Raw genomic sequence first — 25,042 nt, forward strand, 5'->3', positions numbered from 1 at the left:
CGTTCTTCCAGGTCCTGCCAGACGTCGGCGGTCTCGGTGAAGTCAGCGTGGGCGAGGCCGCGGGTGCCCTCGGGCCAGAGCGCGGCGCGGGGCGGCGACCTCGTTGGCGAAGCGGGGATCGGCGCGTGAGCGGTGAGGGGGATTCACTGCTGGGACCGAGCAACTGTCGTGCGGGCCTATGGACGGTGCGGCTCGCCTTCGCCCTTGGCCGCCTAGATCGCTACTCTAAGTGACTTTTTGGCTACTCAGGGTAGCGGGACAGCCTGCATTGTGGCTAGGTTAGCCGGATCGTGCCCTTCGTCGGGTTCGTCCTGAGATGCCGCAGGGGGTTGCCGTGAGGTTGTCGGGTGGGCTTGCTTCCGTCGTGTCGTTGGCCGTTCTGGCGGCGGGATTCCCCGCCCAGGCCGGTGCGGTTGCGGAGCGGGTCCCGAGACCAGCGGTAGCCGATACCGCCTACATGGCGCCGGAGCTCCCGGACTCCGTCCAGGGCCACGACGCGATGTCCGAGGCCGATCGCGACGCTCAGCTGGATGAGCACGCGGAGGGGATCGAGCTCGATCCGCACCGGAAGCTGCCGGTCGACGACAAGAGCCTCGATGAGGTGCTGGCCGAGCTGAAGGTGTCGCCGCGGCGGGCGAACCAGTTGGTGAACGCGGTCGGGTTGCCGCGGAACGTCCAGGGATTCAACTCCTTCGGCGGCGCTCTGGCTGCGAGTGGCGCGGTGACGCAGTACGGGTCGGTGTTGCCGGGGGAGCCTGTGACGTTCACGTTCCAGGTGCAGCACTCCGGTCCGGCGGGCACGGTCGAGGACGTCGCGGTGTCGGCGAACACGCGGAACTGCCTGCTGCAGCAGCAGGTCTACAGCCTTGGGACCGTGTCGGCGCCGTCGATCAATGACGGCGTGCCTGGCGTGCCGGTGACGTTCACGGTCGCGTTGCCCGGCACCGGGTGCACGGGCACGTGGAACAACCCGTTGCGGAGCAACTCGAGCGTGTTCGTCAACGCGGCCGTCGTGGGTGGGCAGACGGGGTCGAGCACGTGGAACCTGTGGGTGAACGGCGACATCCCGGACGGTCTGATCGGCGGCCTGTGCGCCCCGACCAGCGCGGGCCGCGGCGGGTTGCAGAACAGCGGCGGGAACTCGGTGAACACCGCGACGGGCGCGTTCACGCCGTCGTTCACCGATGTGGAGCTGGCCGCGCCGGGGGAGACGTGTTCGGCGACCAGGACGTACTCCTCCCGCGACACCGACGCGGGTTCCATGGGCGTCGGCTGGTCCGTGCCGTGGGAGGCGCGGCTGCAGATCGCCTCCGGCGGCGCCAGTGTGGTGCTGCATGCGGAGGACGGGTCGGCGCAGCCGTTCACGCGGCGGTCGAACGGCACTTACGCCAGTCCGATCACGTCGCGGTCCACGCTGATGGCGGTCACGGGTGGCTACCAGCTGCGCACCCCGGATGGGACGGTGCTGGCGTTCGACACCGCCGGGACACTGACCAGCACAGTCGCCGCCACCGGGCAGGGCTTGTCGCTGCAGCACTCGAGCGGGAAGGTGTCGACCATCACTGATGCCGCCGGGCACACCTTCGACCTCACCTACACCGGCGGCCTGCTCACCCAGATCGACATCTCCGACGGCCGCGAGATCACCTACGGCTACACCAGTGGCCGGCTCACCAGCGTCACCGGCGTCGACGGGACCACCTCGACCTACGGCTACGACACCAACGGCCGCCTGTCCGTGATTACCGACGCCACGGGCGCGGACACCGTCACCAACGTCTACGACGCGCAAGGCAGAGTCAGCACCCAGACCGACGCGTTGGATCGCGAGACGACATTCGAGCACGAGCAGTACAGCACCGACGTCACCGACCCCGAGGGCGGCATCTGGACCGATGTCTACGCAGGCAAGGCACTTGTCGGCCGGTTCGACCCACTCGGGAACCTGACTCAGTCGCGCTACGACGTGTTCTGGAACCCGTCCCAGGTCCGTGACCCGTCCGGTGGGACCACCAGCTTCACCTACGACACCGCCCACCGGGTTACGACGGAGACCGGGCCGGCGCCGTCGAGCCTCACGCAGTCGTGGGTGTACGACACCAACGGCGACGCGACCTCGCACACCGGCCCGCACGGCGCCGTCACCGGTTACACCTACAACGCCGCGCGCCTGCCGCTGACCGTCACCACCGACGACGGCGCCGTCACCACGAACACCTACGACACCCGCGGCCTGCTCGAGACGGCGACCACGCCCGAGGGCCACACCACCGAGTACGACTACGACACCGCCGGCAACCTCGTCACCGAGACCTCGCCGACCGGTGCCGTCACGACCTACGGCTACGACACCTCCGGCCGCATGACCTCCCGCGTGGACCCGCGTGGCAACGAGCCCGGCGCGGACCCCGCGGACTTCACCACGACCTACACCTACGACGATGCCGATCGGCTGCTGACCCAGACCACGCCCGACGGCGCGGTCACCCAGTACGCGTACGACGACGCCGGCCGCCTGGTGGAGATCACCGATCCGGCGGGGGAGATCACCACCAACGTCTACGACGGCGCAGGCCAACTCACGACGACCACCGCACCCGACGGCGGCGTCACTACCCACACTTACGACGACGCAGGGAACCAGACCAGCATCACCGACCCCAACGGCGACGTCACCACCCTCGAGTACGACGCCGCCAACCGGCTCGTCGCGCGGACCTCTCCACGCGGCAACGAAGCCGGCGGCGACCCGGCCGACTTCACCACCACCTTCGGGTATGACGAGCGCGGCTTCCAGGTCAGCCTCACTGACCCGATGGGCGCGGTCGAGGTCACCGAGTACGACGAACTCGGCCGCCGTGTCTCCGTGACCGACGAGCTCGGCCGCGAGAGCACCTGGTCCTACGACGGCGCCGGACGCACGCTGACCGCCACCGATCCAGGGGGCCGGGTCACGACGACGGACTACGACGAGGTCGGCCGCCCGATCGCGGTCATCGATCCCGCCGACGGCGTGACGACCTCCACCTACGACGACGACGGCAACCGGCTGACCGAGACGACGCCGGGTGGCATCACCGTCACGAGAACCTACGACGATGACGGACGGGTCAGCACGCTCACCGACGGGCGTGGCGAGATCACCACCTACGGCTACGACGCCGCCGGCGGACTGATCACTGAGACGAACCCATCAGGCGAGACCACGACCACCAGCTACGACGCGCTCAACCGCATCGCTACCGTCACCGACGCCCTGTCGCGCACCACCAGCTACACCTACACCCCCGCCGGTCAGGTCGACACGGTCACCGACCCCACCGGCGCCGTCACCACCTACACGTACGACCCCGTCGGGCGCGTCGCGACGATCACCGACGCCAACAGCCACACCACCAGCTATGACTATGACCTCGCCGGTCGGCAGACCAGCGTCACCGACGGCCTGAACCGCGTCGCCAGCTACGACTACGACGCCGACGGCAACCGCACCGGCATCACCAACGCCCGCGGCCAGACCGTCACCACCGTCTACGACGCCCGCGGGCTGAAGACCAGCGTCGCCATCCCTGGCGCCACGACGGTCACCTACGGCTACGACGACGCCGGCCAGCTCACCAGCGTCACCGACGCCACCGGCACCCGCCAGCTCACCTACGACGACGCCGGCCAGATGACCAGCGTCGGCACCGCGGCCACCGGGTTCGACTACACCTACGACGACCTCGGCAACGTCGCCTCGATCACCTACCCGGGCGGCACCCAGGTCGTCAGCACCTACGACGCCGACTCGCTGCTCGCGACCCGCACCATCAACGGCCAGGCCAGCAGCTTCACCTACGACAACGCCGGCAACCCGCTCACCGCGACCTTGCCCGGCGGGACCACTGAGGAGCGCGGCTACGATGACGCCGGCCGCCTCACCAGCGTCCGCTCCGAACGCTCCACCGGAGCGCTGATCTCGTCGTGGACCTACACCCTCGACGACGCCGGCCAGCCCACCCGCATCGACACCACCCGCGGGACCGCCGCCCCGACCCGCACCACCATCGAGTACGACGACGCCGGCCGTCCCACCCGCGAGTGCACCGTCCCCGCCACGAGCACCTGTACGGCCACCGGCGGCACCCGCTACGACTACGACGACGTCGGCAACCGCACCCGCGTGCGCACCGCCACCACGGACCTGACCCACGCCTACGACGCGGCCAACCAGATCACCGCCACCATCCAGACCGCCACCGGCACGCCCGTCCAGAGCTACACCCACGACCTGGACGGCAACCTCATCACCGATGGCGCGACCACCTACACGTTCGACGCCGCGAACCGGCTCACCGCTGTCGACACCGCCACCACCGACGCCGTCTACGGCTACGACGGCTTCGGTCTGCGTACCAGCAGCACCACCGGCACCGCGATCACCCGATCGACCTGGGACATCAATGCCGACGTCCCGTATCGGACCGAGACCATCACCCCGGCCGGCGCGACCACCGCCTACGTCACCGACCCCACGGGTGCGATCCTCGCCCAACGCACCGCCGCCGGGGTGTTCCCGCACCTTCACGACCGACTCGGCAGCACCACCGAGGTCGTCAACACCACCGGCGCCCAGCAGTGGCGCTATACCTACGACGTCTTCGGCGTCACCACTACCACCCAGGTCGCCACCTCACCGCCGGCCAACACCGGCCGCTACACCGGCGCCCACCAAGACACCGCCACCGCCGACTACCACCTGCTCGCCCGCGACTACCAGCCCGACACAGGCCGCTTCACCAGCACCGACCCCGTCGACCGGCCCGCCGGCTCGTCCGCGATCAGCCCCTACATCTACGCCGACGGCCAGCCCACCACTCTCACCGACCCCACCGGCCTCTGCCCCCTCTGCGTGATTGCAGCGGTCGGCGGCGCGATCGGCGGCCTCGCCGGCGGCGTCTCCTACGCCTTCGACCACGAAGGCGACTGGGACTGGTCCGACTTCGGCACCCAGGTGTTCCAGGACGCCGCCATCGGCGCCGGCGCCGCCATCCTCATGCCCGGCGTCGGCAACGCCGTTGCCTCCACCGTGCGCAGCGGCGCGCCCAGGTTCCTCACCGCCCTCGGCGTCAACACCGCCGTCGGCGCCGGCTACACCTGGGCCACCAACACCCTCCTCTGTCGACCCACCTCAGCCCTCGATGTCGCCCTCGGCGCCATCGGCGGCGGCCTCTCCAGTGCCGTCCCCGCGTTCTTGAGCCGTTCGAGCCTTCCTGGAGCCAATCGTTCGGCTGGCCCATTGGGACCTGGGGCGGGCGCCGTCGCTGGGCTCACCGACGAGCAGATTCAACTGGCAACCCAGCACGTAACGAACAGCGGGGACACCGTGCTCGGGCGTCATCCGGGGTACATCAACAAAGCGGAGGCCAGGGGAGCGAGCTACTTCGACATCGGCAAGCAGAAGTGGGACGAGTACACGGCTCAGGGGTTCGATCCGTGGGCGCTGAACGTGTACTTCCTCGACGACCGAATCGCCGCCGGCGACCGCATACTGCTGTCCGTGCCCAAGGGTGAGATCCCTCTGGGCGGGTATCTTCAGAGGGAGATCGATTACCTCCTTGCCAACGGCTACCAATGGGTGAACCAATGGTCCCTCCGTCCTCGAGGCTGACATGACGCTCATCCTTGCGTTCATCGCCGCCCACATGGATTTCCTCTGGCGCGAAGCGCGGTACCGGATCGTCGGCTCCGAGGTCTCGACATCGAACGGCGGCGATGCGCTGCTCTTGGTCGAGTCCGCTCTGCTCCGGTTGCGTTTCGTCAGCGACCGTCAGCAGCTGTTGCTCGACTTCCAGCCGGCCGCGACCGGCTCAGCCACCGAGTGGTACACGATTGATCTCGTCCGGCGCCTCTTCCTCAAGCAACGCGAGACCTCCTCGCTCCTTGACGAGTCGTATGCCGAATTCCTCCGAGTCCATCTAGCTGAGATCGAGGAGCGGTTCTCCCCGGATGCGTGGGCAACAACACGCTCCGAGCTGAGACAGCTCATGCGTAAACGGTCAAAAGAGATGTTCGGTTAGGCGGGGGCCGGCAACCCAGTGGAGAAATCCCTGTGAGCAGCGAGGGTCGGAACCGTGCGGGGTCACAAGGGCAGGTCTGAGACGGCGAATGGGACGCTGACCCTGGGCGGATCCGAGTCCCTCCGCGGCGACCTCCGCGTACCTGGACTCGGTGACGGTGTCGATGCGGGTGCTGACAGCGGGGGAGGGCTACCGATACCTGCTGAGGTCGGTCGCAGCCGGTGATGGCAACCGCTCGCTGTCGACGCCGTTGACCCGCTACTACCAGGAGAAGGGCACACCCCCCGGGTTCTGGCTCGGGACAGGCGTGCACGGCTTCGGCGACGGCACACTGACCTCCGGCGATGTCGTGACGGAGGCGCAGCTGCGTCGCCTGCTCGGCCGGGGCCTGGACCCCCTGACCGGCGAGCCGCTGGGCCGCTGCTTCTACCAGTTCAAGCCGGTCGCGGTGCGAGTTGCGGTCCGCGCTGCACGCCTGAGCCCGGAACTCTCTCCTGAGCAACGAACGGAGAGCATGCGGCAGATCAAGGCGGAAGAGGCCGCGCGCTCGCGGCCTCGGACCGTCGCCGGCTACGACCTCACCTTCTCGGTCCCGAAGTCGGTGTCCGTCCTGTGGGGGCTCGCCGACGTCGGCACCCAGGCGATGATCGTCCATGCACATCACGACGCCATCGCGGATGTAATCGCGCTGCTCGAGCGCGACGTCGCGATGACCCGCACCGGAACCGGTGGAGTCGCACAGATCGAGACCCTGGGCGTAGCCGCGACGGCGTTCGATCACTACGACTCCCGGGCATCGGACCCACAGCTGCACACGCATGTTGTCATTGCGAACCGGGTGCAGGGTCGCGACGGCAGGTGGCGCACGCTCGACGGGCGCCCGATGCATGCCGCGGTGGTTGCGCTGTCCGAGCACTACAACTCTGTCCTCGCCGATCACCTGACCCGAGCACTCGGCGTCGGCTGGGAGCGACGAACGCGGGGCGAGAAGCGCAATCCGTCCTGGGAGATCGTCGGTATCAGCGATGACCTCATCAGTGAGTTCTCGGCGCGGGCAGCCGACATCGAAGTCCAGACGGATCGACTGATTGCCGAGTACATACTGACGCACGGGCGATGCCCATCGCGACGCACGGTGTTGCAGCTGCGCCAGCGGGCCACGCTTGAGACGCGGCCGGAGAAGGAGGTCCGCTCGCTGGCGGAGCGGACCGTCGAGTGGCGCCATCGCGCAGGTCGGATCCTCGACAAGGCCCCGGCGGACTGGGCCTGCAGTGTCGTCACCACGAGTGTCGACCGCGCTGTGCTGCGGGCCGACGACCTTCCACTCGCGGTCGTCGACGAGCTGGCCCGCACCGTCGTCGAACGGGTGGGGCAGAAGCGTTCGACCTGGCGGCGTTGGAACCTCTACGCCGAGGCGTCCCGGCAACTGATGCATCTGCGCTTCGCGGCCACTGCTGACCGGGAGGCGGTCATCGGCATGGTCGTCGACGCCGCCGAGCGTGTCTCGCTGCGGTTGACCCCGCCGGAGCTGGCGGCCACGCCGGCGGAGTTCCGCCGCGCTGACGGCTCGAGCGTGTTCCGGCCCAAGCATGGCGTCGTCTACTCCTCCACGAGCGTGCTAGCCGCCGAGGACCGCCTGCTGCGTCTGGCCGAGAATCGTGCGGCTCCGACGGTCGACCTCGAGGCCGTCGCCGGGGCGACAGCTGTCGAGGACGTCGTCTTGGCCGGCGACCAGGTGCTTGCGATCGAGAAGATCGCCGTCTCGGGCCGCATCGTCGATGTCCTGGTCGGGCCGGCGGGCACAGGGAAGACGACGACGCTCGGCGGGCTGCGGCGAGCCTGGGAGGCCGAGTTCGGATCAGGGAGCGTAGTGGGCCTCGCGCCCTCCGCGACGGCGGCAGACGTGCTCGGTGCCGACCTCGGGATCACGACCGAGACGACGGCCAAGTGGCTCTATGAGTACGAACACGGTCGGTGGCAGCTCCATCGCGGGCAGCTCGTCGTGCTCGACGAAGCATCGTTGGCGGGCACGTTCGCGCTCGACACCATTGCCGCTAATGTTGCGACCGCCGGCGCGAAGCTGGTGCTGGTGGGGGACTGGGCGCAGTTGGACGCGGTTGATACCAGCGGGGCGTTCGGGCTGCTCGTGCGGTCGCGCGACGACGCGCCGGAGCTCGCAGACGTCCGCCGGTTCAGCGAGGACTGGGAGAAGAGCGCGTCCCTCGAGCTTCGTCTGGGCCGGCCCGACGCCATCCGCCGGTACGAAGCGCATGGACGGGTCGCGGGTGGCGAGTCCGACGTCATGCTCGACACGGCGTACCGAGCGTGGGCCCAGGACCTGGCGGCAGGTAAAGCCACCTTGCTGATCGCCGATGATGCCGAGACCGTCAGCTCCCTCAACGCGCGGGCTCGGAACGACCGGATGCTCGCCGGGGACGTCGGGGATGGAGGCGTTCAGCTTGCCGACGGCAACCGAGCCAGCGGCGGCGACCTCGTGATCACACGACAGAACGATCGCCGGCTCTCGGTCGGCACCGGGTGGGTGAAGAACGGTGACCGTTGGATCGTCACCGCGAACCACGCCGATGGGGCTCTTACGGTTTGGCGCGCCGACGGACGTTGGCGGGGGACCGTCACGCTCCCGTCCTGGTACGTGGCCGAGCACGTCGACCTCGGATACGCCATCACCGCGCACAGAGCGCAAGGTGCCACCGTCGACACGTCCCACGTCATCGTCCGTTCACCGGCGATGACGCGCGAGGCGTTCTACGTCGCGATGTCTCGCGGCCGGCAGAGCAACGCCGCCTACGTCGCCACCGACCGCGCCCACCTCGAGGAGCATCAGCGCTCCGACGGTGATGACCCGACGGCGCGGTCGGTGCTCCAGGCGGTGCTCCGCAACAGCGCCAGTGCGCTGTCGGCTCACGAGATGATCAGGACCGAGCAGGAGACCTGGACGAGCATCGCGCAGCTTGCGGCCGAGTACGAGACGATCGCCCAGCACGCCGAAGCCGAGCACGTCGCCACACTCCTCGCCATCGGCGGGCTCGATGATCGACAGCTCGACCAGGTGGTTCGGGACGACGCGTACGGATCGCTGGTCGCCGAGCTACGCCGAGCCTCCGCAAACGGCTTCGACCCGGCCGCGGTCGTCCGGCACACCGTTCTCGCAGGCAGCCTGGAGCGCGTCGACAATCTCACGACACTGCTTCGCCACCGCGTCCAGAAGCTGACGGGCAGTGGCCGGATACGCACGCCGGCTCGAGACAGCCGGCGGCTCGTCGTCGGGCTCCTCCCCAGAGCCGTCGGAGCAATGACCGAGGAGATGGCAGCGGTTCTGGCCGAACTCGAAGAACTCATGGAACGACGGGCAGATGCGAACGTGGATGCCGCGGTTGCCGCGGGCGAGCCGTGGGTCCTGCGGTGCGGGCGACCGCCACAAGAGCCGGCGATGCGCCAGGCCTGGACTGACGCCGTGCGCGTGGTGGCGGCCTACCGCGACCTGCACAGAGTCGGTGGTGACGAACCCGTTGGGCCAGTGCCATCGACCGACCGCGAGCGGATCGACTTCAATCGCGCGGTCCGCGCCCTCCGAGACGCTCGCGCTCGCGCTGCGGGTCCACGCGATGAGGCAAGACCCGTCCTTCCGGCGGTGCACCGGCTCGATTCATTCAGCTCGTGATCCTGTTGGGCGTCGCCACATAGACTGTGAATCGCTGCAGTCGTGTTCATCGTCCGGCGTTCTCGAGCCGACGACCTACTCCGCCTTCGGAGTCCTCTCAATCCCTCCCGCAGCGGTCCCGGAAGCCGTTGAGAGGTGCCGCCGTGTTTGTACTGATCAGGAACGTGGGGACGTCAATCCAGGGCGCGCTCCAGCTATCACCGTCCAGACGATTCCGAACCGAACTGGGCCGACGCGCGGGGTTCGGTGTGGCGATCTCGGGTCTGCTCGGCATCGGCTATCTGCTCGTCGCCGCCGTCTTCCAGGTGCTGCTGGAGAGAGGCGGACCCGGCTGGTTGCATCTCCTGGTGATCCTTTTCATCTGGAACGGGCTCACGCTCTGTTGGCAGGCAGTCTTCGGGACAGCCGGCTCGGTGAGTGCCCGCCTGCGACGGAGGCGTCCCTAGGTGCTCACATCTCCCTCTCTGGTGAGCCTGGGTGCACGAAGCCGTTCGGCGGAACCGAAGGACTGCTCATGGGCCGGACGTTGCCGCGCGGACGGCTGTGCATCCTGGTGACCCGGTCCGTATCGGGCGTCCTGGGTCCGTCGTGGGCAGCGACGCGGTCACCGGCTTGTGCCCGAGCGCCTTGGAGGTCGAAGGCGGCCGAGGCCAGCCCGCCCTCGGAGAACGGCGAGGGGCCGATGATCACGACGCAGCCGACGGGGTCCAGAGATCCGTGGGCTTTGTAGCGGCCGGGTTCGAGGTGGAGATGAGCGTCGGCGGCGGGTCCTTGGTAGAGCGGTTTACCGAAGGGGTCGCCGTCGCGGCGGATGACGATGTCGCGCTCGGCTCGTAAGACGAGATCGTGGATGTGATCGAGATCGTCGGCATCCAACAACCCCGCGGCGATGATGTCGTCGCCTCTTCGCAGTACTTGCTTCGCAATCTCGACGCTCAAGAGATCGGGCAGGGGCTTGTCAGCGGCGAGATCGACTGACGGCGGTGCGACCGTCGACACGGCCAGCACGCGCAGTTCGATGAGATTGCGGTGCGCGATCTCACCGAGCCATTCGGGGTAGCGGCCAGCCGGTGGCAGCCCTGCCGCGTGGCGCTCGCCTGCATCGGCCAGCGATGAGGCGATGGCGTGAAGCGCCCCCCTGAGCGACATCGCCTCGCCAGGCGGGCCGTACAGAGGGCCGCCCGCGAGAGAGTCGAGCACGTCGACATCGGTCGGCTCAGCGCGCCATTGGAACCGTGCGCGCGGTTCGCCGTGTCCTGACGCCTCATGCCCGAGGTAGCGCACCCAGAGGTGCAGGCTCCCGACTTCCGCGCGCACTTCTTCTTGACCTGTGTCTCGATCCATGGTGGCTCCTCGCTCGCGTCCCTTCCGGGTCAGGTACGCGCGAGGGTTCGTCTTTTTGGGGGCCTGGATGTTGAGGAGGTGCCGCGGTCCGTTACGGACAGCGCCGGGATCCCACGCGGACGTCCCGCGCCTGGCAGATTGGACCCGATGACCGAACTCCTCGCCGGCGCCGCGTTCCGGGAACTCTTCGACCGCTACGAGCACACCGCCTTCCGTCTGGAGACGCGAGAGCGATACGTCGACGACGAGGAGCAGGAACCGCTGCGCAAGTTCCTCGCAGCGGAGCCCGCCGACGACACATGGTTCCTCGACTGGGTCGAGGACATTGAGGCGGCGACCGCTGCCGGCAAACGGATCGAGCGGGTGAGAGTCGTCAATGAGCCGTTCAGCGACTACACCCGCTTCGGACTTGACCTGGCGCGTCTCAACGTCAGCGCCGGCGAAGACATCCGGTACCTTCCCCGCCCCGTTGCGTCCGACCTGGCGCTCCCCGATGAGGACTTCTGGATCTTCGACTCCAAGACCTTGGCCGTCCTCCGATTCGCTGACGACGATCGATTGCAGGGTGTGGAAGTCATCGACGATCCCGCACAGGTCCTGCTGCGCTGCCAGTGGCGTGACGCCGCCTGGCACTACGCGATTCCGGGAGCTCCGGTCGTGAGGGAGTCGGGCATGGGCGATCTCCGATCCGGGACCGTGTCGTACTCCCACCATCGCCGCGGGCGCTCGAGCTTCCGTAGAGCCGGCCCGCCCGCGGCACTGGGACGTTCGCCCTGAACCCGAATGCCTCGTGGCACGGTCCGGTGGCGGACCTTCGCCCGTACCGCTGCGGTCGCGGACACGACAGCGTGGGCCGGGTGACCACTGGATCGGTCCTGACGCGCAAGGCGGCAACACTGCGCCTCGTCCACGCCGGCATCGCGGCAGCCGAGCTCGGCAGCCTCGGGTACGTCTGGGCGTGCGCCGTGACCGGCCGGCGCGACCGTCTCCTGGCCGTCTGCGTCGGCGCTCTCGCGGGTGAGGGTGCAGCGCTGGTGATCGGGCGGGGCAACTGCCCGCTCGGCCCGCTGCAGCGGCGTTGGGGCGACTCGGTCCCGCTGTTCGAGCTCGTCCTCCCGCCGCGCGCGGCGAAGGCCGCCGTGCCCGTCCTCACCGCTGTCGCCATGGCCGGCATCGCGGCGGTCGCCGTTCGGCCGGGACGGTCAGGGTAAGCGGACGTAGCCGTGACGTGACTTCCAGAGGTAGTACTTCTCGAACAGCAGTTTCGCGCCGTGGGACTGCGGTCCGGGGATGAGCACGCCAGCGCGACGCGGCGGGAGCATCTTGTCGGCGAGGATCATCACGCCGTTGTTGCCGGCGTCCATGACGCAGACCGCCGGGATATCGCCGAACTCCTTGTGCCTCGTCGGCTCGCCTCCCAGGATCTGGCTGGCGATGTTGCTGGCGGCGACGCGGGCCTGCACCTCGGTCGGGAATCCGGTCTTGGGCACCCCGATGGGCACTGCGGTCGTCCACGGCACTGTCACCGCGGCGGCGATCCCGACGGCGTAGACGTCGGGCCAGGCCACCGACTGGTACGTGTCGTGGACCGGCACGTAGCCCTTGTCGTCGACCAGTCCCTGCGCCGTGCGCACGACCTCCTGGCCCTGGAAGGGCGGGATGATCACGGCGTAGGCGAAGTCGACCGCGTCGCCGTCGGCCAGGGCGATCTTGCCGGGCGTCACCTCGGACAGTGCCATGCCGGTGACCGCGGTGATGCCCTCCTTCTTCAGGAACATGCCGAGCAGCTTCTCGCCGCCGGGCAGCCCGCCGATGCCGAAGTGGCCGAGGAAGGGCTCGGCGGTGACGTAGGTGAGGCCGACCTGCTTCCTCAGGCCCGCGCGGCGCAGCTGGTACGAGACGTTGAACAGGAACTCGTAGGCCGCGCCGAAGCAGCCGGCGCCCTGGGTGGCGGCGACGACCACGGGACCCGGGTCGTCCAGGAAGCGGCGCCAGCCGGCGCCTGCGTCGATGGCGTCCTCGAGGGTCGTGATCGTGTGTGCGCCAGGCGTGCCGGTGAGCCCCGGCACCACGTCCATGCTGTTGCGGTAGCCAGTGGCGACGACGAGGTAGTCGTACGGATACGTGCCCGCGGTCGTGGTGACGCGGCGGTTCACCGGGTCGATCCGGGTCGCGGCGGCGTGGACGAAGTCGATGTCGTGTTCCTCGAACGTCGGCGCGAGTGGGAAGGTGATGTCCTGCGGCCGGCGCTTGCCGAAGGGCAGCCAGATCAGCGACGGGTTGAACAGGAAGTGGTCCGACGCCGAGACGACGCGAACGTCCACGTCGCCATGGAGCTCGTGCTTGACGCTCAACGCGGCGGTCAGCCCGCCGAAGTTGCCGCCGAGTACAAGGACGTTCTTCCGCATGATGATCACCTCGAAGTGGATCGGCTCATTCCAGTGCTTGGAAGGCCTCGTAGATCATGAACGCGGGCCAGAGCAGGCCCTGCAGGACGGCCAGCAGGTACTCCCCGAAGGAGTCCGCCTGCTGCCAGAAGTAGACGAGCGCTCCGAAGATGCCGAGGCCGTAGATGGCCCCGCCACCGGCGGCGGCCCCACGGTCAGCCATGAGCGTCCGCCTCCTCCGCATGCACGACGGCGACCGGGCGGCTCGCGTGGTGCAGCACGCCGTGACTGGTCGAGCCGAGGAGCAGGCTGCGCACCTCACCGCGGCCGCGTGAGCCGACGACGATGAGCGCCGCTTCCTGCCCGGCGTCGACGATCGCCTGGGCGGCGTCGCCGGGCACGACCCGGACCGTGACCTCGGCATGGGAGCCGGTCGCGGCACGGGCGCGCACGACGGCGTCGCGCACCAGCGCATCGGCATAGTCGTGTTCCGCGGCGGTGGCTTCTTCCAAGCCGATCGCCTCGAAGATCGGTGCCGGGACTGCTTGCAGGTGGAACGCGTTCACCGCCACCACCGGAGCCGACAGGAGATCGGCCTCCGCCAGAGCGAACCGGAGTGCGGCGTCGCTGTGGGCCGAGCCGTCGACGCCGACGACGATGGTTCCGTCGCTGTCGGCGGGGTGCGGCGGGACGACGACCACGGGCGTCTTCGAGCGGGCGGCGACGCGCCCGCTCACGGAGCCGAGGACGAGCGCGCCGAGCGCGCTCAGTCCTCGGGTTCCGGCCACGGTCAGCGCGGCGTCGTGCCCGACCTCGAGCAGTGCCTGCGCCGGCGGCTGCTGGATCAGGAAGGTGTCCATGTCGAGGCTGGGCCACTCGTCCTTCACCCGTTGCCGGGCCTTGTCCAGGAGCTGGGTGGCGTAGGCGCGCAGGTCGTCGGGCGGGGGAAGGACGGCCGAGCTTCCGTACGGCACGGCGGCGATGGGCATCCAGAGTCCGTGGACGGCGTAGAGGGCGACGCCGCGGCGGTGCGCCTCAGCGGCCGCCCAGGTGAGGGCGATGCCGCTGTCCGGCGAGCCGTCGACGCCGACGACGATGGCGTTCGAGCTGGTCATGATGGGCTCCGATCAGGAAGGTCAGCTCGGATACTTGGCGAGGACGTTCTTGAGGCTGTCGACGAAGCGGAGTGACTCATCGTGGCCGCGCTGCCAGACGTTGCGGCCGAAGATGAGACCGGTGCCGCCGGCCTCCATGGACTGCCGGGCTTTCTCGAGCATCGCGTCGTCGCCGGCCCGGGTGCCGCCGGAGACCAGCACGAGGGTGCGGTTGGCCGAGCGCACCACCGCGTCGATCGCCTCCTGCGAGGAGAACTCGTCGCCGTACGGTTCCTTCACGCCGGTGCGCTTCTCCGGATGCGGGAAGTTCACCTTGACGACGTCGGCGCCCAGTTCGCTCGCTGTGCGAGCCGCGTAGTCGACGGCATAGTATGAATCCTTGCCGCCCTTGGCCTCGATGGCCGAGCCGCGCGGGTACGCCCAGACGATGAGCGGCATGCCGAGGCGCTCGGCGTCGGAGCGCACCACCTGGAACTGCGCGAAGTCCAGCTCCTGCGCCGGAGTGCCGACGTAGAGCGTGTAGCCGACGGCGTCGGCACCCAGCCGGACGGCGTCCTCGACCGTCGCGTGGACGGGCGAGAGCGCCTCGGCGTCGGACGGAATGTCCGTCTTGCCGTTGAGCTTGAGGATCAGCGGGATCTCACCGGCGTAGTCCCAGTAGAACTTCTCAGCCAAGCCGATCTGGAGCGCGATGCCGTTGAACTCGCCCTCCGTGGCCAGCCGCATGATGTACGCAGGGTCGCCGGAGGCCGGGTTGTCGAAGAAGTCGCGTGGCCCGTGTTCCAGACCCTGGTCGTAGGGGAGGAACAGCGCCGTGCCGTTGCGCAGGCCGTATTCGAAGAGGATGCGGTGCAGGCGGGTCTTCTTGCCCGTGCTCAGGCCAAGTTCATTCAGTCTCGGCCGGGTCGTCATCGTGATCCTCTCCTTCGATGGGTGCGTGACGGGGGTCAGAGGTCGGCTCGGGTAGCGACCGGGCTGAGCACGCGCTCGGTGCGAAGCACGATCAGCCGCTCCTCGCGTTGTTGGTGGTTCAGCCAGCGGCTGCGCAGCGGATCGTCCGCGGGCAGGCCGGTGTGGCAGGCGATCGCGGCCCGCTGTCGTTCGCGGTCGGCGTCGACGACGAGGACCTGCTGTCCCCGAGTCGGCTGCGGCGCGCGTAGGGTCCAGGCGTAGAGCGTGCTGCCGAGCCTCGTCGCGGCACGATAGGTGGCACGCATGGTCCGCACGTGGTCCGGGTGCGCGTCCGGGCCGGTGGCGTCGATGGCGAGCAGGGCGTCGGCATCGCGGCCGGCGTCGAGTATCTCGGCGGCGAGCTCGTCGATGCTCGCGGTCATCAGCGTGCCCGGAGCGTGATCGAGCAAAGTGACGTCTTCGGCGCCGATGTGGCGGCTGGCGCGTCCGAGGTCTCGGGCGCGGTCCAGCCGGCGGCGGGGCACCGCGTCGGTGCGGCGGCCATGCGTCAGACACACGATGTGCACGGCGGTGCCGGCATCGGCGAAGGCGGCGATGACGCCCCCGAGCGCGAAGGTCGCGTCATACGGATGTGCGCAGACGGCGAGGAGACGCCGGACCTCAGGCACGGGCTTCGTGTGGTTGCTCATGTCTTCAGCGTCTGCCGTGGTCGTGCCACGGCGTAGAGCCGGAAGGCCGCGAACGCGGGACCTTGGGCCCGATCGCCGACGACCGCGGCCGCTCTAGCGTCACCGGTGAGAGACCCGGGAGGATCCGATGACGGCACCTGCGGACACGACGTCGACCTTCGCCCTGCTCACGGACGGACGCACCGTGGAGATCCGAGTGCCGGGCGACGGCGATCTCGCCGGTCTGCTGGAGCTGCACCGGCGGATGTCGCCGGAGAACCTCTACCTGCGGTTCTTCGGCTCCAATGCGCGCGTGGCGGTCGACATGGCTGAGCGCATCTGCGCGGCGCCCGAATTGGCCGGCAACGCTCTGGTGGCGTGCCTCGGCGGGCGCATCGTGGGGGTGGTCCACTACGAGCCGCCCGACCGGCACGGCGTCGCGGAGATCGCGATCGTCATCGCCGACGATCTCCATCATCGGGGCATCGGTACCCTGCTCATCGAGCACCTCGCCTCGCGCGCTCGTGCCCACGGCGTGACGGCCTTCCGCGCCGAGGTCCTCGGGCAGAATCACGCCGTCCTGCAGGTCTTCGCGGACGCCGGCCTCCCAGCCACCAGCACCGTGCGGTCGGGCATCGTCGAGCTCACCGTCCCGCTCGACGTCGACGACCGATACCTGGACGCCGTCGCGGACCGGGAACGGCGTGCCGACGTCGAGAGCCTGCGGCCGCTGTTGCGGCCCGCCTCCGTCGCGATCGTCGGTGCCAGCCGGGACGAGCACGCCGTCGGCCACGCCATCCTGCGCAACGCCCGTGCCGGTGGCTTCACCGGCGACCTCTACGCCGTGAACCCGAGGGCGACGACGGTTGCCGGCGTCGCCTGCCATCCGTCCGTCCTCGCGTTGCCAACTGCACCCGAGCTGGCCGTGGTCGCTGTGCCCGCCGGCGTCGTGTGTGGCGTGGCCGAGCAGTGCGGTGAGCGGGGCGTGCGTGCACTGGTCGTCGTCACCTCCGGTTTCGACGCGACCACAGGGGCACAGCTGCTCGCGACCTGTCGGCGTTACGGCATGCGGCTCGTCGGGCCCAACTGCTTCGGCGTCGTGGACACGACCGCCGGACTGGATCTCACCTTTGGCGTGCGGCCACCGCGTCCGGGCGGGGCTGGCATCGTCGTGCAGTCCGGCGGCGTCGGCATCGGCTTGCTCGAGCACCTGGACCGGCTCGACCTGGGCGTGTCCTCGTTCGTCTCCGTCGGCGACAAGTACGACGTCAGCGGGAACGACCTGATGCGCTGGTGGGAGACCGACGGCGCCACCCGGTTCGGCATCCTGTACCTGGAGTCGTTCGGCAACCCGCGCAAGTTCTCGCGCGTCGCGCGCCGGCTGGCGCGGACGATGCCGTTGCTGACGGTGCTCGCCGGCCGCTCCGATGCAGGACAGCGCGCCGCGGTGTCCCACACCGCCGCGACGGCCACACCTGCGGTGACCCGCGAGGCGCTGTTCCGCCAGGCCGGTGTCATCACCACGACGACCCTCAGCGAGCTGATCGACACCGTCGCACTCATCGGGCACCAGCCGCTTCCGGCCGGGTACCGAGTCGCGGTGGTGACCAATGCCGGCGGCGCCGGGGTGCTGGCCGCGGATGCCTGCACCGACGCCGGCCTCGAGGTCGCATCGCTGGCCGAGGAGACGCGACAGCGGTTGCGCACATTGCTCCCGGCGGGTGCCGCCTGCGCCGGCCCGGTCGACACGACCGCCGCGGTGCCCGCGGAGCTGTTCGCGCGGTGCATCGCGATGGTGGCCGGGGCCCAGGAGGTCGACGCCATCGTCGCGGTCACCGTCCCGACGGCGGTCAGCGACCCCGGCACCGGCGTCCGGTCCATCGCGGGCACACCGATCGCAGCGGTCGCCATCGACCAGGCCGAGACGGTCACGGTCCGCGACGGCGTGCCCTGGTACGCCGGGCCGGAAGCGGCCGCCTGGGCATTGCGACGGGCCGCCGATCGTGCCAAATGGCTGACGCGTCCCGAGGGCCGGGTTCCCGTCCTCGACGGCATCGACCGGACCCGCGCCGCCGCCATCATCGCCGATGGTCTCGACGCCCGCCCGGATGGTGGCTGGCTGGACGCGACTGCCGCGTTCGAGCTGCTGACCACCTACAGCATCCCCATGGTCGGCGTGCGCTTCGCCACGACCGAGGACGCCGCCGCCCGCGCCGCGGCCGAGCTCGGGGGAGTGGTGGGCCTCAAGGCGGACGTCGTCGGGATCGTGCACAAGTCCGACGCCGGGGCCGTCATCCTCGGCCTGGCGACGGAAAGGGCGGTCCGCGCGGCCTACGGCGAGCTGATCGGACGGTTCGGCGACCGGCTCCGCGGCGCGCAGGTCCAGCAGATGGCGTCCGACGGCGTCGAGGTGCTGGCCGGGGTCGTGCAGGAGCCGACGTTCGGCCCGCTCGTCGTGTTCGGTTCGGGTGGCGTGACGACCGACGTGCTGCCGGACCGCGCCGCCCGGCTGGCCCCGTTGACCGACGTCGACGCGGCCGAACTCGTGCGATCGCCGAGGATCGCGGCGGTCCTGCTGGGTTATCGCAGTCACCCCGCCGTCGACCTGGCGCGGTTGGAGGAGGTTCTCGTCCGCCTCGCCCGCCTCGCGACCGACCATCCCGAGATCGCCGAGATCGACCTGAACCCGGTCATCGCCCGGCCCGACGGTGTCGTGGCCGTCGACGCCCGGGTGCGCGTCGAGCCACACCCCACGTGGGACCCGTTTCTGCGGCGACTGCGCTGACCAGCCGAGCGGCCCGTGCCTCAGGACATCAGGCCGCCGTCCGAGGTGACGACCCGAGGCGGCCGCGACACCGCCCGGGTACCGCGGATGAGGACCATCGGTCCTCGGCCGGCGACCATGGCCCCTAACGGCTCTCGGCACGTGGCGCGACGATCGTCGTGTAGGAGAGATCGGCAGGTGAGCACCATGGTCAACCCAGTGGTCCACTTCGAGATCGGTTCCCGCGACGCCGGCCGGCTCGCCGGTTTCTACCGGGAACTGTTCGGTTGGACCTTCGACGAGACCGACCCGGCTTACCCAGTCGTGGCCGACACCGGCAAGGACGGCATGGGCGGCGGCATCATGCAGCTGCCCGAGGACGTGCCGCCGTACGTCACTGTCTACGTGTCTGTCGAGAACCTCGACGACACATTGCGGCGTGCCGAAGAACTCGGCGCCAGCACGATCGTCAAGCCGACGGCCATCCGTGACATCGGCGAGTTCGCCATGTTCACCGATCCCGAGGGCCACGTCGTCGGCCTGTTCACCACGGCCACCGGGTGATCATCCGGCGCGAACAACGGCCGGCGCCGGCGCTGGCCAATAGCACGCCGTGAGGCGCGACGAGACCCGGGAGGTTCCCATGAGACGGATGTCCATACTGGTGGCCGGTCTGGTCGTGATCGTGTTGGTGACGGCACTGGGTGCATTCGCCATGACGCGATCCTCCATCCCGGACGGCTTCTCGCAGAGTGACGTCGACCGGGGCCGGCCCCACGATTCGTGGGGCTCGATGGCGAGCGGGATGATGGGCCGGCTCGATGCTCGCGGTGAGCCGGAGTATCTGGCCGAGATGGTCGCTCACCATGAGGAGGCCGTCGATGCTGCGCGGCAGCTGGCCAGGTCGGACCGACCGGAAATGCGGCGCTTCGGTGAGTCGATCGTCGAGACTCAGTCAGCGCAGATCCAGCAGATGCGGACCTGGCTGCGAGCCTGGTACCCGGGGCACCAGCGGGACGCCGACGGCTATCGGCCGATGATGCGCGACCTGTCGGGGCTGTCCGGTGACGAGCTCGACGAGGTCTTCCTGCGCGAGATGATCGGCCACCACATGGTCGCGGTGATGTGGTCACAGCAGCTGTTGTGGGGAGGCGGCGTGCATGAGCAGGTGGCCGAGCTGGCCCGAACGATCCGCGACGACCAGCACGCTGAGATCGTGGACATGCAGCGCTGGCTCGCGCAGTGGTTCGACTGGCGCGACATGGGCCCAGGAGCGATGCGGTGATCATGGCCTGAGCCGCCGGCTCCAGGGCCTCACCTCGTTAGGACCGCGCCGCGCTCGGGACGCACCCGTCGCAAGGCTGCCGATGGATGACCGGACATCTCCCGGCCGTTACCGGCGGCGCCACCATGGGCGGACCGTGCGCCGCAGATATGGCACGACGATCTGGGTACGCCAGCGCCGCGGGTCGGGCTCGGCGTTGGGATCGGTCTCGTAGATCTCCCAGTGTGGCCCGGCTGGCGCGCGGCCGTGAGTGGTCACCCAGTTCGCCAGCGTCTCGAAGGCGGTCTCGAGTCCCTCGTAGTGGCCACGGTGCGTGGTGACGGCGGCTGGGCCGCCTGGGAGGCTCGAGGGTTCGACCTCTCCGTCGGTGTCGATTGGCCGGTTCACGGGGAAGCCCGCCTCCACGACCGCGGTGCCATCGATGATGGCCAGTCGTGCGAACGGCGGTCCGGCGGGCTTCAGGCCGTGGCGGCGCAGGAATCGCGCGACCAGGTGATGTGCGATGCCGAGCCAGCCGCCCAGATCGTCGGCCGGGACGTGAGCCCGCACGACGGCCGTGGGCTGCTCGATCAGGTCGCGTCTGGCGATCTTGTAGCGTTTCGACGGGCTCGTGGAGGCTTCTCGCAGCTCGCGGGTGCGTTCCTGGATGCTCACCGTGATCGCCTCCGGCCGGGATCGAGACATGTGCCCGCTGCGGCGCCCACCAGCCGGTGTGATCCCGCCGGAGCTGACCCATCGCGGCGATGGTGCGCTTCGCGGCCCTTCGGCCGCCATCCCCAACGCTCCGGGGTTTCGCCCTCCTGACTGGTGGGCGTCACTGTCGATGATCCGCTCCGGGGAAGGCCGCCGACAGAGCCGTCGGTCCCGGCGCCGCCGGGACCGAAGCCCTCGGCTCTAGGAGGGAGTGCCCGAAGCGGACCGGGTCGTCGCTCGCTGCGGCGTCCGTGCGTGCCCAGGGTGCACGACGGCGACGGGGCACCGCGCCTCGTGCAGGAGATGCTGGCCGACCGAGCCGAGCACCAGGCCGGACACGCGGCCGCGGCCGCGCGATCCGACGACCACCAGCTGCGCAGTCGCGCTGGCGGCGGCGAGGTCGGCGCCGGGGCCTGCAGCGGAGAGATGCGAGGCCACCTGCACACCGGGATGGCGGGCCGCGTAGTTCGCCAGTCGCGCGGCCAGCCGCGGCACCATGCCGCCGAAGTGGGCGTCGGGATGCCGCGGCTCGCCGAGGTCGGGCCGGCCGGCGTGCAGCACGACGAGCGGCACCCCGCGGGCGGCCGCCTCGCGAAACGCGAAGTCGAGCACGCCGTCGGCGGCACGGTCGTCGGCGATACCGACGACGATCGGGAGGCCGTCGGACCCGGCGGCGGGCTCGGTTCCGACGACGATCACCGGGCACCGCGCGTGGGCCGCGACCGTCGCGCTCACCGAACCCAGCGCAGCGGCAGCGACCGGTCCGCGTCGGCGGGTACCGACGACGAGCATGGCGGCGTCGGCAGCGTCCTCGATCAGAGCGGTCGCGGCTGAGCCGGGGGCCCGCCGCCCGCTCACCGACTCGGGCCGCAACTGCAGCCGGGCGATGGACAGAGCCCGGTCCAGGTCGTCGTCGGAGGGATGCCGGCCGGGGTTGGCAGGGAGCAGGAAGGTCTCGCCGTCACGGGTCGGCTGATAGGGCACGTAGCGCTGTACCTCGGGCGCGTCGGCGACCAGCACGACGCGCAGCGGTACGCGGTGCAGCCGTGCGGCCGTCACCGCCCACCGCAGGGCATTCTCACTGTCCGGCCGGCCGTCGATCCCGACGACGATCGGCCGGTCGGTTGCTCTGAGTGCGGTCCACATGGTCGGCCTCCTGGTACCCGGGACGACGCGCATGTCGTCGCCGTCGTCGTCATCACCGTCCTGCCGCTGTTGCCGGCCGGGTAGGGCCGCAGGGTCGGGTCCCTGGGCCCGAGCCGCGGGGACCTCCTTCTCTGTGGCCCCGGCCGCCCGCGGCGAAGGCTGGAGGTGAGAAGTCGAACCAGACGCGGAGGCGGATCATGACCGTACGAGTGGGCATCAACGGATTCGGCCACATCGGGCGCACCTACCTGCGCGCCGTGCTCGGCCGGGGGATCGACGTGGTCGCCGTCAACGACGTTGCGGACGTCGGGACGCTGGCGCATCTGCTCGCCTTCGATTCCACCTACGGCCGGTTGCGCCAGGAAGTGGAGACCGACGAGTCGGCGCTCCTCGTCGACGGGCACCGGATCGAGGTGTTCGGCGAGCGAGAGCCCGAGCGCCTGCCATGGGGCGAGCTCGGTGTGGACATCGTCATCGAGTCCACGGGCAGGTTCCGGACGCGGGACGACGCGGCCGCGCATCTCAAGGCCGGCGCGCGCAAGGTCCTCATCTCCGCACCCGGCAAGAGCGTCGACGTCACCCTCGTGATGGGTGTCAACGAGCACATCTACGACCCCGAGGTCCACGACGTCGTCTCCAACGCATCCTGCACGACGAACTGCGTCGCCCCCATGGTCAAGGTGCTGAATGACGCGTTCGGGATCGTCAAGGGCTTCATGACGACGGTGCACGGCTATACCGGCGACCAGAAGCTGCTGGACGGCCCGCACAAGGACCTGCGCCGTGCGCGATCCGCCGCGGTGAACATCATCCCGACCAGCACCGGCGCCGCCCGCTCCGTGGGCGTCGTGATCCCTGAGCTGGCCGGCCGCCTGGACGGGGTGGCGCTGCGGGTGCCCGTCGAGGACGGCTCCCTGGTGGATCTGGCCGTCGTGCTCGAACGCGGCGTCACGGCCGCCGAGGTGAACCAGGCCTTCCAGTTGGCGGCCGGCAGCGGACTGCTCGCGGGCCGGCTCTCCTACGTCACCCGGCCGATCGTGTCGCGGGACGTCATCGGCGACTCTGCGGCGTGCCTGTTCGACTCGAGTCTCACCGCGGCCGACGGCGACCTGGTGAAGGTCTTCGGCTGGTACGACAACGAGTGGGGCTACACCGCTCAGCTCGCCGACCTCACCACCTACGTGGCCGACCGGCTCTGACTCGAGGGCGGCGTGATGTCCAGCTCCATGTTTCAGGTGCGGATCCACGGGCGCGGAGGCCAAGGTGTCGTGACAGCGGCCGAGCTGCTGTCCGTCGCCGCCTTCGCCGAGGGCCGGCACGCGCAGGCGTTCCCGAGCTTCGGCTCGGAGCGCACGGGCGCGCCGGTGGTCGCGTTCTGCCGGATCGCCGACGTCGCGATCCGGCTGCGCGAGCCGGTGCTGAGTCCGGACGCGATCATCGTTCAGGACCTGACCCTCTTCGAGGCGATGGACGTGTTCGCCGGCCTGAAGGACGGCGGTTACGTCCTGCTGAACGCGCCGTCGGGTCCGGCCGAGCTGGGAATCGGCGAGCGGCTGCGCCGGTATCTGCCGGGCCACGTCGCCACGGTCCCTGCCAGTGAGCTGGCGGAGCGGCACATCGGCCGCCCAGTGCCCAATGCGGCGTTGCTCGGCGCCTTCGCCGCCCTGACGGGGGTGGTGTCCGTCGACTCCGTGCTGGCAGCCATCAGGGGCCGGTTCGGCGACGGTCTCGTCGAGGGCAACCTCGCCGCCGCTGCCGAGGCCTGCGACCTGGTCCATGCCGAGCTGGGGAGTAGATCTCATGCGTAGGCAGATCGAGGGCTCGCAGGCCGTCGCCGCCGCCGTGGCCGTGTGCCGGCCGGAGGTGATCTGCGCCTACCCGATCTCGCCGCAGACGCACATCGTCGAGGCGCTGAGCGCGACCGTGAAGTCCGGTGCGCTCGCGCCCTGCGAGTTCATCAACGTCGAGTCCGAGTTCGCTGCCATGTCCGTCGCCATCGGCGCGTCGGCCGCCGGCGCCCGCGCGTACACGGCGACCGCCAGCCAGGGACTGCTGTACATGGCCGAGGCTGTCTACAACGCGGCCGGGCTGGGTCTGCCGATCGTCATGACGATCGCCAACCGGGCCATCGGCGCGCCCATCAACATCTGGAACGACCACAGCGACTCGATGGTCATGCGCGACGCCGGCTGGATCCAGCTCTACGCGGAGGACAACCAGGAGGCCGCCGACCTGCACGTCCAGGCGTTCGCGCTGGCGGAGCGGCTGTCGGTGCCGGTCATGGTGTGCATGGACGGCTTCGTCCTGACTCACGCCTTCGAGGAGGTCGACGTCCCCGAGCAGGACGTCGTCGACGCGTTCCTGCCGCCGTACCGGCCGCGCCAGGCACTGGACCCCTCCGATCCGGTCACCATCGGTGCGATGGTCGGTCCCGAGGCGTTCACGGAGGTCCGTTACCTCGCCCACGTCAACCAGTTGCGCGCGCTCGACGCGATCCCGGCGATCAGGGCGGGCTTTGCCGCGGCCTTCGGCCGGGACACCGGCGGCCTGGTGCGGCCGTACCGCACCGATGACGCCGACACCGTCGTGGTCGCGCTCGGATCCGTCCTCGGCACCGTCAAGGACGTGGCCGACGAGCTGCGCGACGACGGCGTGCCTGTGGGCGTCGTCGGCATCACCACCTACCGGCCGTTCCCGTTCGATGCGGTGCGTGCCGCACTTGGGTCGGCACGCCGCGTCGTGGTGGTCGAGCGAGCGTTCTCGGCCGGCACCGGCGGCATCGTCACGCCGGACGTGCGCGCCGCCGTCCCGGGCACGCCGTGCTCGACCGTGGTGGCCGGGCTCGGCGGCCGACCCATCACCAAGGCCTCGCTGCGCGACGTGCTGAGCGACGCGCACGGCGCCAGGCTCGAGCCGCTGACCTTCCTCGACCTCGATCTGACGAACGTCGAGCGCGAGCTCGCCCGCGCCACCGCCCGCTGAAG

General features: G+C 69.9%; 20 protein-coding genes. 12 read left to right on the forward strand and 8 right to left on the reverse strand.

The genetic code is table 11. The annotated features are described in order from the left end of the window. Positions 1-457 precede the first annotated feature (457 nt). The 4 genes from HD601_RS16585 (at position 458) to HD601_RS16600 (ending at position 10,190) form a co-directional block, all read left to right on the forward strand. Complete coding sequence (locus tag HD601_RS16585) at positions 458-5,653, forward strand: DUF6531 domain-containing protein (RefSeq protein ID WP_184823605.1); 5,196 nt, start codon at positions 458-460, stop codon at positions 5,651-5,653. Position 5,654: 1 nt separating this feature from the next. Then, entirely contained in the window at positions 5,655-6,062 is a 408-nt protein-coding gene (locus HD601_RS16590) for a hypothetical protein (protein WP_184823607.1), read from the forward strand. A 151-nt stretch (positions 6,063-6,213) separates the two neighbouring features. After that, positions 6,214-9,744, forward strand: a complete 3,531-nt coding sequence (mobF, locus tag HD601_RS16595) for a MobF family relaxase (protein WP_221441056.1) — start codon at positions 6,214-6,216, stop codon at positions 9,742-9,744. Between the two features lie 143 nt (positions 9,745-9,887). Then, positions 9,888-10,190: a hypothetical protein gene (locus tag HD601_RS16600; protein ID WP_184823609.1), complete on the forward strand. Its 303-nt coding sequence runs from the start codon at positions 9,888-9,890 to the stop codon at positions 10,188-10,190. Between the two features lie 4 nt (positions 10,191-10,194). Here HD601_RS16600 and HD601_RS16605 read toward each other — a convergent pair whose 3' ends face one another. Then, positions 10,195-11,088: a hypothetical protein gene (locus tag HD601_RS16605; RefSeq protein WP_184823611.1), complete on the reverse strand. Its 894-nt coding sequence runs from the start codon at positions 11,086-11,088 to the stop codon at positions 10,195-10,197. A gap of 147 nt (positions 11,089-11,235) precedes the next feature. On the opposite strand from HD601_RS16605, the gene HD601_RS16610 reads away from it, so the two are divergent. Further along, positions 11,236-11,865 carry a DUF6879 family protein gene (locus HD601_RS16610; protein WP_184823613.1) on the forward strand — a complete coding sequence of 210 codons (630 nt, stop codon included), beginning with the start codon at positions 11,236-11,238 and terminating at the stop codon, positions 11,863-11,865. Positions 11,866-11,945: 80 nt separating this feature from the next. Next, positions 11,946-12,299, forward strand: a complete 354-nt coding sequence (locus HD601_RS16615; protein ID WP_184823615.1) for a hypothetical protein — start codon at positions 11,946-11,948, stop codon at positions 12,297-12,299. On the opposite strand, the gene HD601_RS16620 is transcribed toward HD601_RS16615, so the two are convergent. Genes HD601_RS16620 through HD601_RS16640 form a run of 5 tightly spaced genes read right to left on the reverse strand, consistent with a single transcriptional unit; the run spans position 12,291 to position 16,191 of the window. Beyond that, entirely contained in the window at positions 12,291-13,496 is a 1,206-nt protein-coding gene (locus tag HD601_RS16620) for an NAD(P)/FAD-dependent oxidoreductase (protein ID WP_184823617.1), read from the reverse strand. The two genes, HD601_RS16615 and HD601_RS16620, sit on opposite strands and share 9 nt — an antisense overlap. A gap of 25 nt (positions 13,497-13,521) precedes the next feature. Next, on the reverse strand, positions 13,522-13,698 hold the full coding sequence (locus HD601_RS16625) for a hypothetical protein (RefSeq protein ID WP_184823619.1): 177 nt from the start codon (positions 13,696-13,698) through the stop codon (positions 13,522-13,524). Beyond that, entirely contained in the window at positions 13,691-14,590 is a 900-nt protein-coding gene (locus tag HD601_RS16630) for a universal stress protein (RefSeq protein WP_184823621.1), read from the reverse strand. The genes HD601_RS16625 and HD601_RS16630 overlap by 8 nt, the downstream gene beginning before the upstream one ends. A gap of 21 nt (positions 14,591-14,611) precedes the next feature. Further along, complete coding sequence (locus HD601_RS16635; protein ID WP_184823623.1) at positions 14,612-15,502, reverse strand: class I fructose-bisphosphate aldolase; 891 nt, start codon at positions 15,500-15,502, stop codon at positions 14,612-14,614. Between the two features lie 35 nt (positions 15,503-15,537). Further along, positions 15,538-16,191, reverse strand: a complete 654-nt coding sequence (locus tag HD601_RS16640) for a PIG-L deacetylase family protein (RefSeq protein WP_184823625.1) — start codon at positions 16,189-16,191, stop codon at positions 15,538-15,540. Positions 16,192-16,318: 127 nt separating this feature from the next. Between HD601_RS16640 and HD601_RS16645 the strand changes: the two genes are divergently transcribed. The 3 genes from HD601_RS16645 (at position 16,319) to HD601_RS16655 (ending at position 20,219) form a co-directional block, all read left to right on the forward strand. Beyond that, entirely contained in the window at positions 16,319-18,955 is a 2,637-nt protein-coding gene (locus HD601_RS16645; RefSeq protein WP_184823627.1) for a bifunctional acetate--CoA ligase family protein/GNAT family N-acetyltransferase, read from the forward strand. 186 nt (positions 18,956-19,141) lie between these two features. Continuing rightward, positions 19,142-19,498: a VOC family protein gene (locus tag HD601_RS16650; RefSeq protein WP_184823629.1), complete on the forward strand. Its 357-nt coding sequence runs from the start codon at positions 19,142-19,144 to the stop codon at positions 19,496-19,498. 88 nt (positions 19,499-19,586) lie between these two features. Further along, complete coding sequence (locus HD601_RS16655) at positions 19,587-20,219, forward strand: DUF305 domain-containing protein (protein ID WP_184823631.1); 633 nt, start codon at positions 19,587-19,589, stop codon at positions 20,217-20,219. A 108-nt stretch (positions 20,220-20,327) separates the two neighbouring features. Here the strand turns inward: HD601_RS16655 and HD601_RS16660 are convergent, their stop codons facing one another. Together HD601_RS16660 and HD601_RS16665 are read right to left on the reverse strand one after the other, a co-directional pair. Further along, on the reverse strand, positions 20,328-20,993 hold the full coding sequence (locus HD601_RS16660; RefSeq protein ID WP_184823633.1) for a GyrI-like domain-containing protein: 666 nt from the start codon (positions 20,991-20,993) through the stop codon (positions 20,328-20,330). A gap of 120 nt (positions 20,994-21,113) precedes the next feature. Next, positions 21,114-22,058 (reverse strand): universal stress protein, encoded by a 945-nt coding sequence (locus HD601_RS16665; RefSeq protein WP_184823636.1) that lies wholly within the window; start codon positions 22,056-22,058, stop codon positions 21,114-21,116. 197 nt (positions 22,059-22,255) lie between these two features. Here HD601_RS16665 and gap point away from each other — a divergent pair, with 197 nt between their 5' ends. From gap to HD601_RS16680, 3 genes are read left to right on the forward strand one after another with little or no spacing between them, the layout of a single operon-like run. Beyond that, the gene (gap, locus tag HD601_RS16670; RefSeq protein WP_184823638.1) at positions 22,256-23,257 is read left to right on the forward strand and encodes a type I glyceraldehyde-3-phosphate dehydrogenase; all 1,002 of its coding nucleotides are present in this window, start codon (positions 22,256-22,258) and stop codon (positions 23,255-23,257) included. Between the two features lie 27 nt (positions 23,258-23,284). After that, positions 23,285-23,866 carry a 2-oxoacid:acceptor oxidoreductase family protein gene (locus HD601_RS16675; protein WP_184829979.1) on the forward strand — a complete coding sequence of 194 codons (582 nt, stop codon included), beginning with the start codon at positions 23,285-23,287 and terminating at the stop codon, positions 23,864-23,866. After that, positions 23,859-25,040, forward strand: a complete 1,182-nt coding sequence (locus HD601_RS16680) for a transketolase C-terminal domain-containing protein (RefSeq protein WP_184823640.1) — start codon at positions 23,859-23,861, stop codon at positions 25,038-25,040. The genes HD601_RS16675 and HD601_RS16680 overlap by 8 nt, the downstream gene beginning before the upstream one ends. The last annotated feature ends 2 nt before the right edge of the window (positions 25,041-25,042 follow it).

It is taken from the genome of Jiangella mangrovi, from assembly GCF_014204975.1.
Taxonomy (GTDB): Bacteria; Actinomycetota; Actinomycetes; order Jiangellales; family Jiangellaceae; genus Jiangella; species Jiangella mangrovi.

Coding starts and splice junctions, on each gene's coding strand:
- HD601_RS16585 (WP_184823605.1), top strand. CDS start 458: ATGGCGCCGGAGCTCCCGGACTCCGTCCAGGGCCACGACGCGATGTCC.
- HD601_RS16590 (WP_184823607.1), top strand. CDS start 5,655: ATGACGCTCATCCTTGCGTTCATCGCCGCCCACATGGATTTCCTCTGG.
- HD601_RS16605 (WP_184823611.1), bottom strand. CDS start 11,088: ATGGATCGAGACACAGGTCAAGAAGAAGTGCGCGCGGAAGTCGGGAGC.
- HD601_RS16610 (WP_184823613.1), top strand. CDS start 11,236: ATGACCGAACTCCTCGCCGGCGCCGCGTTCCGGGAACTCTTCGACCGC.
- HD601_RS16620 (WP_184823617.1), bottom strand. CDS start 13,496: ATGCGGAAGAACGTCCTTGTACTCGGCGGCAACTTCGGCGGGCTGACC.
- HD601_RS16625 (WP_184823619.1), bottom strand. CDS start 13,698: ATGGCTGACCGTGGGGCCGCCGCCGGTGGCGGGGCCATCTACGGCCTC.
- HD601_RS16630 (WP_184823621.1), bottom strand. CDS start 14,590: ATGACCAGCTCGAACGCCATCGTCGTCGGCGTCGACGGCTCGCCGGAC.
- HD601_RS16635 (WP_184823623.1), bottom strand. CDS start 15,502: ATGACGACCCGGCCGAGACTGAATGAACTTGGCCTGAGCACGGGCAAG.
- HD601_RS16640 (WP_184823625.1), bottom strand. CDS start 16,191: ATGAGCAACCACACGAAGCCCGTGCCTGAGGTCCGGCGTCTCCTCGCC.
- HD601_RS16645 (WP_184823627.1), top strand. CDS start 16,319: ATGACGGCACCTGCGGACACGACGTCGACCTTCGCCCTGCTCACGGAC.
- HD601_RS16650 (WP_184823629.1), top strand. CDS start 19,142: ATGGTCAACCCAGTGGTCCACTTCGAGATCGGTTCCCGCGACGCCGGC.
- HD601_RS16655 (WP_184823631.1), top strand. CDS start 19,587: ATGTCCATACTGGTGGCCGGTCTGGTCGTGATCGTGTTGGTGACGGCA.
- HD601_RS16660 (WP_184823633.1), bottom strand. CDS start 20,993: ATGGCGGCCGAAGGGCCGCGAAGCGCACCATCGCCGCGATGGGTCAGC.
- HD601_RS16665 (WP_184823636.1), bottom strand. CDS start 22,058: ATGTGGACCGCACTCAGAGCAACCGACCGGCCGATCGTCGTCGGGATC.
- gap (WP_184823638.1), top strand. CDS start 22,256: ATGACCGTACGAGTGGGCATCAACGGATTCGGCCACATCGGGCGCACC.
- HD601_RS16675 (WP_184829979.1), top strand. CDS start 23,285: ATGTTTCAGGTGCGGATCCACGGGCGCGGAGGCCAAGGTGTCGTGACA.
- HD601_RS16680 (WP_184823640.1), top strand. CDS start 23,859: ATGCGTAGGCAGATCGAGGGCTCGCAGGCCGTCGCCGCCGCCGTGGCC.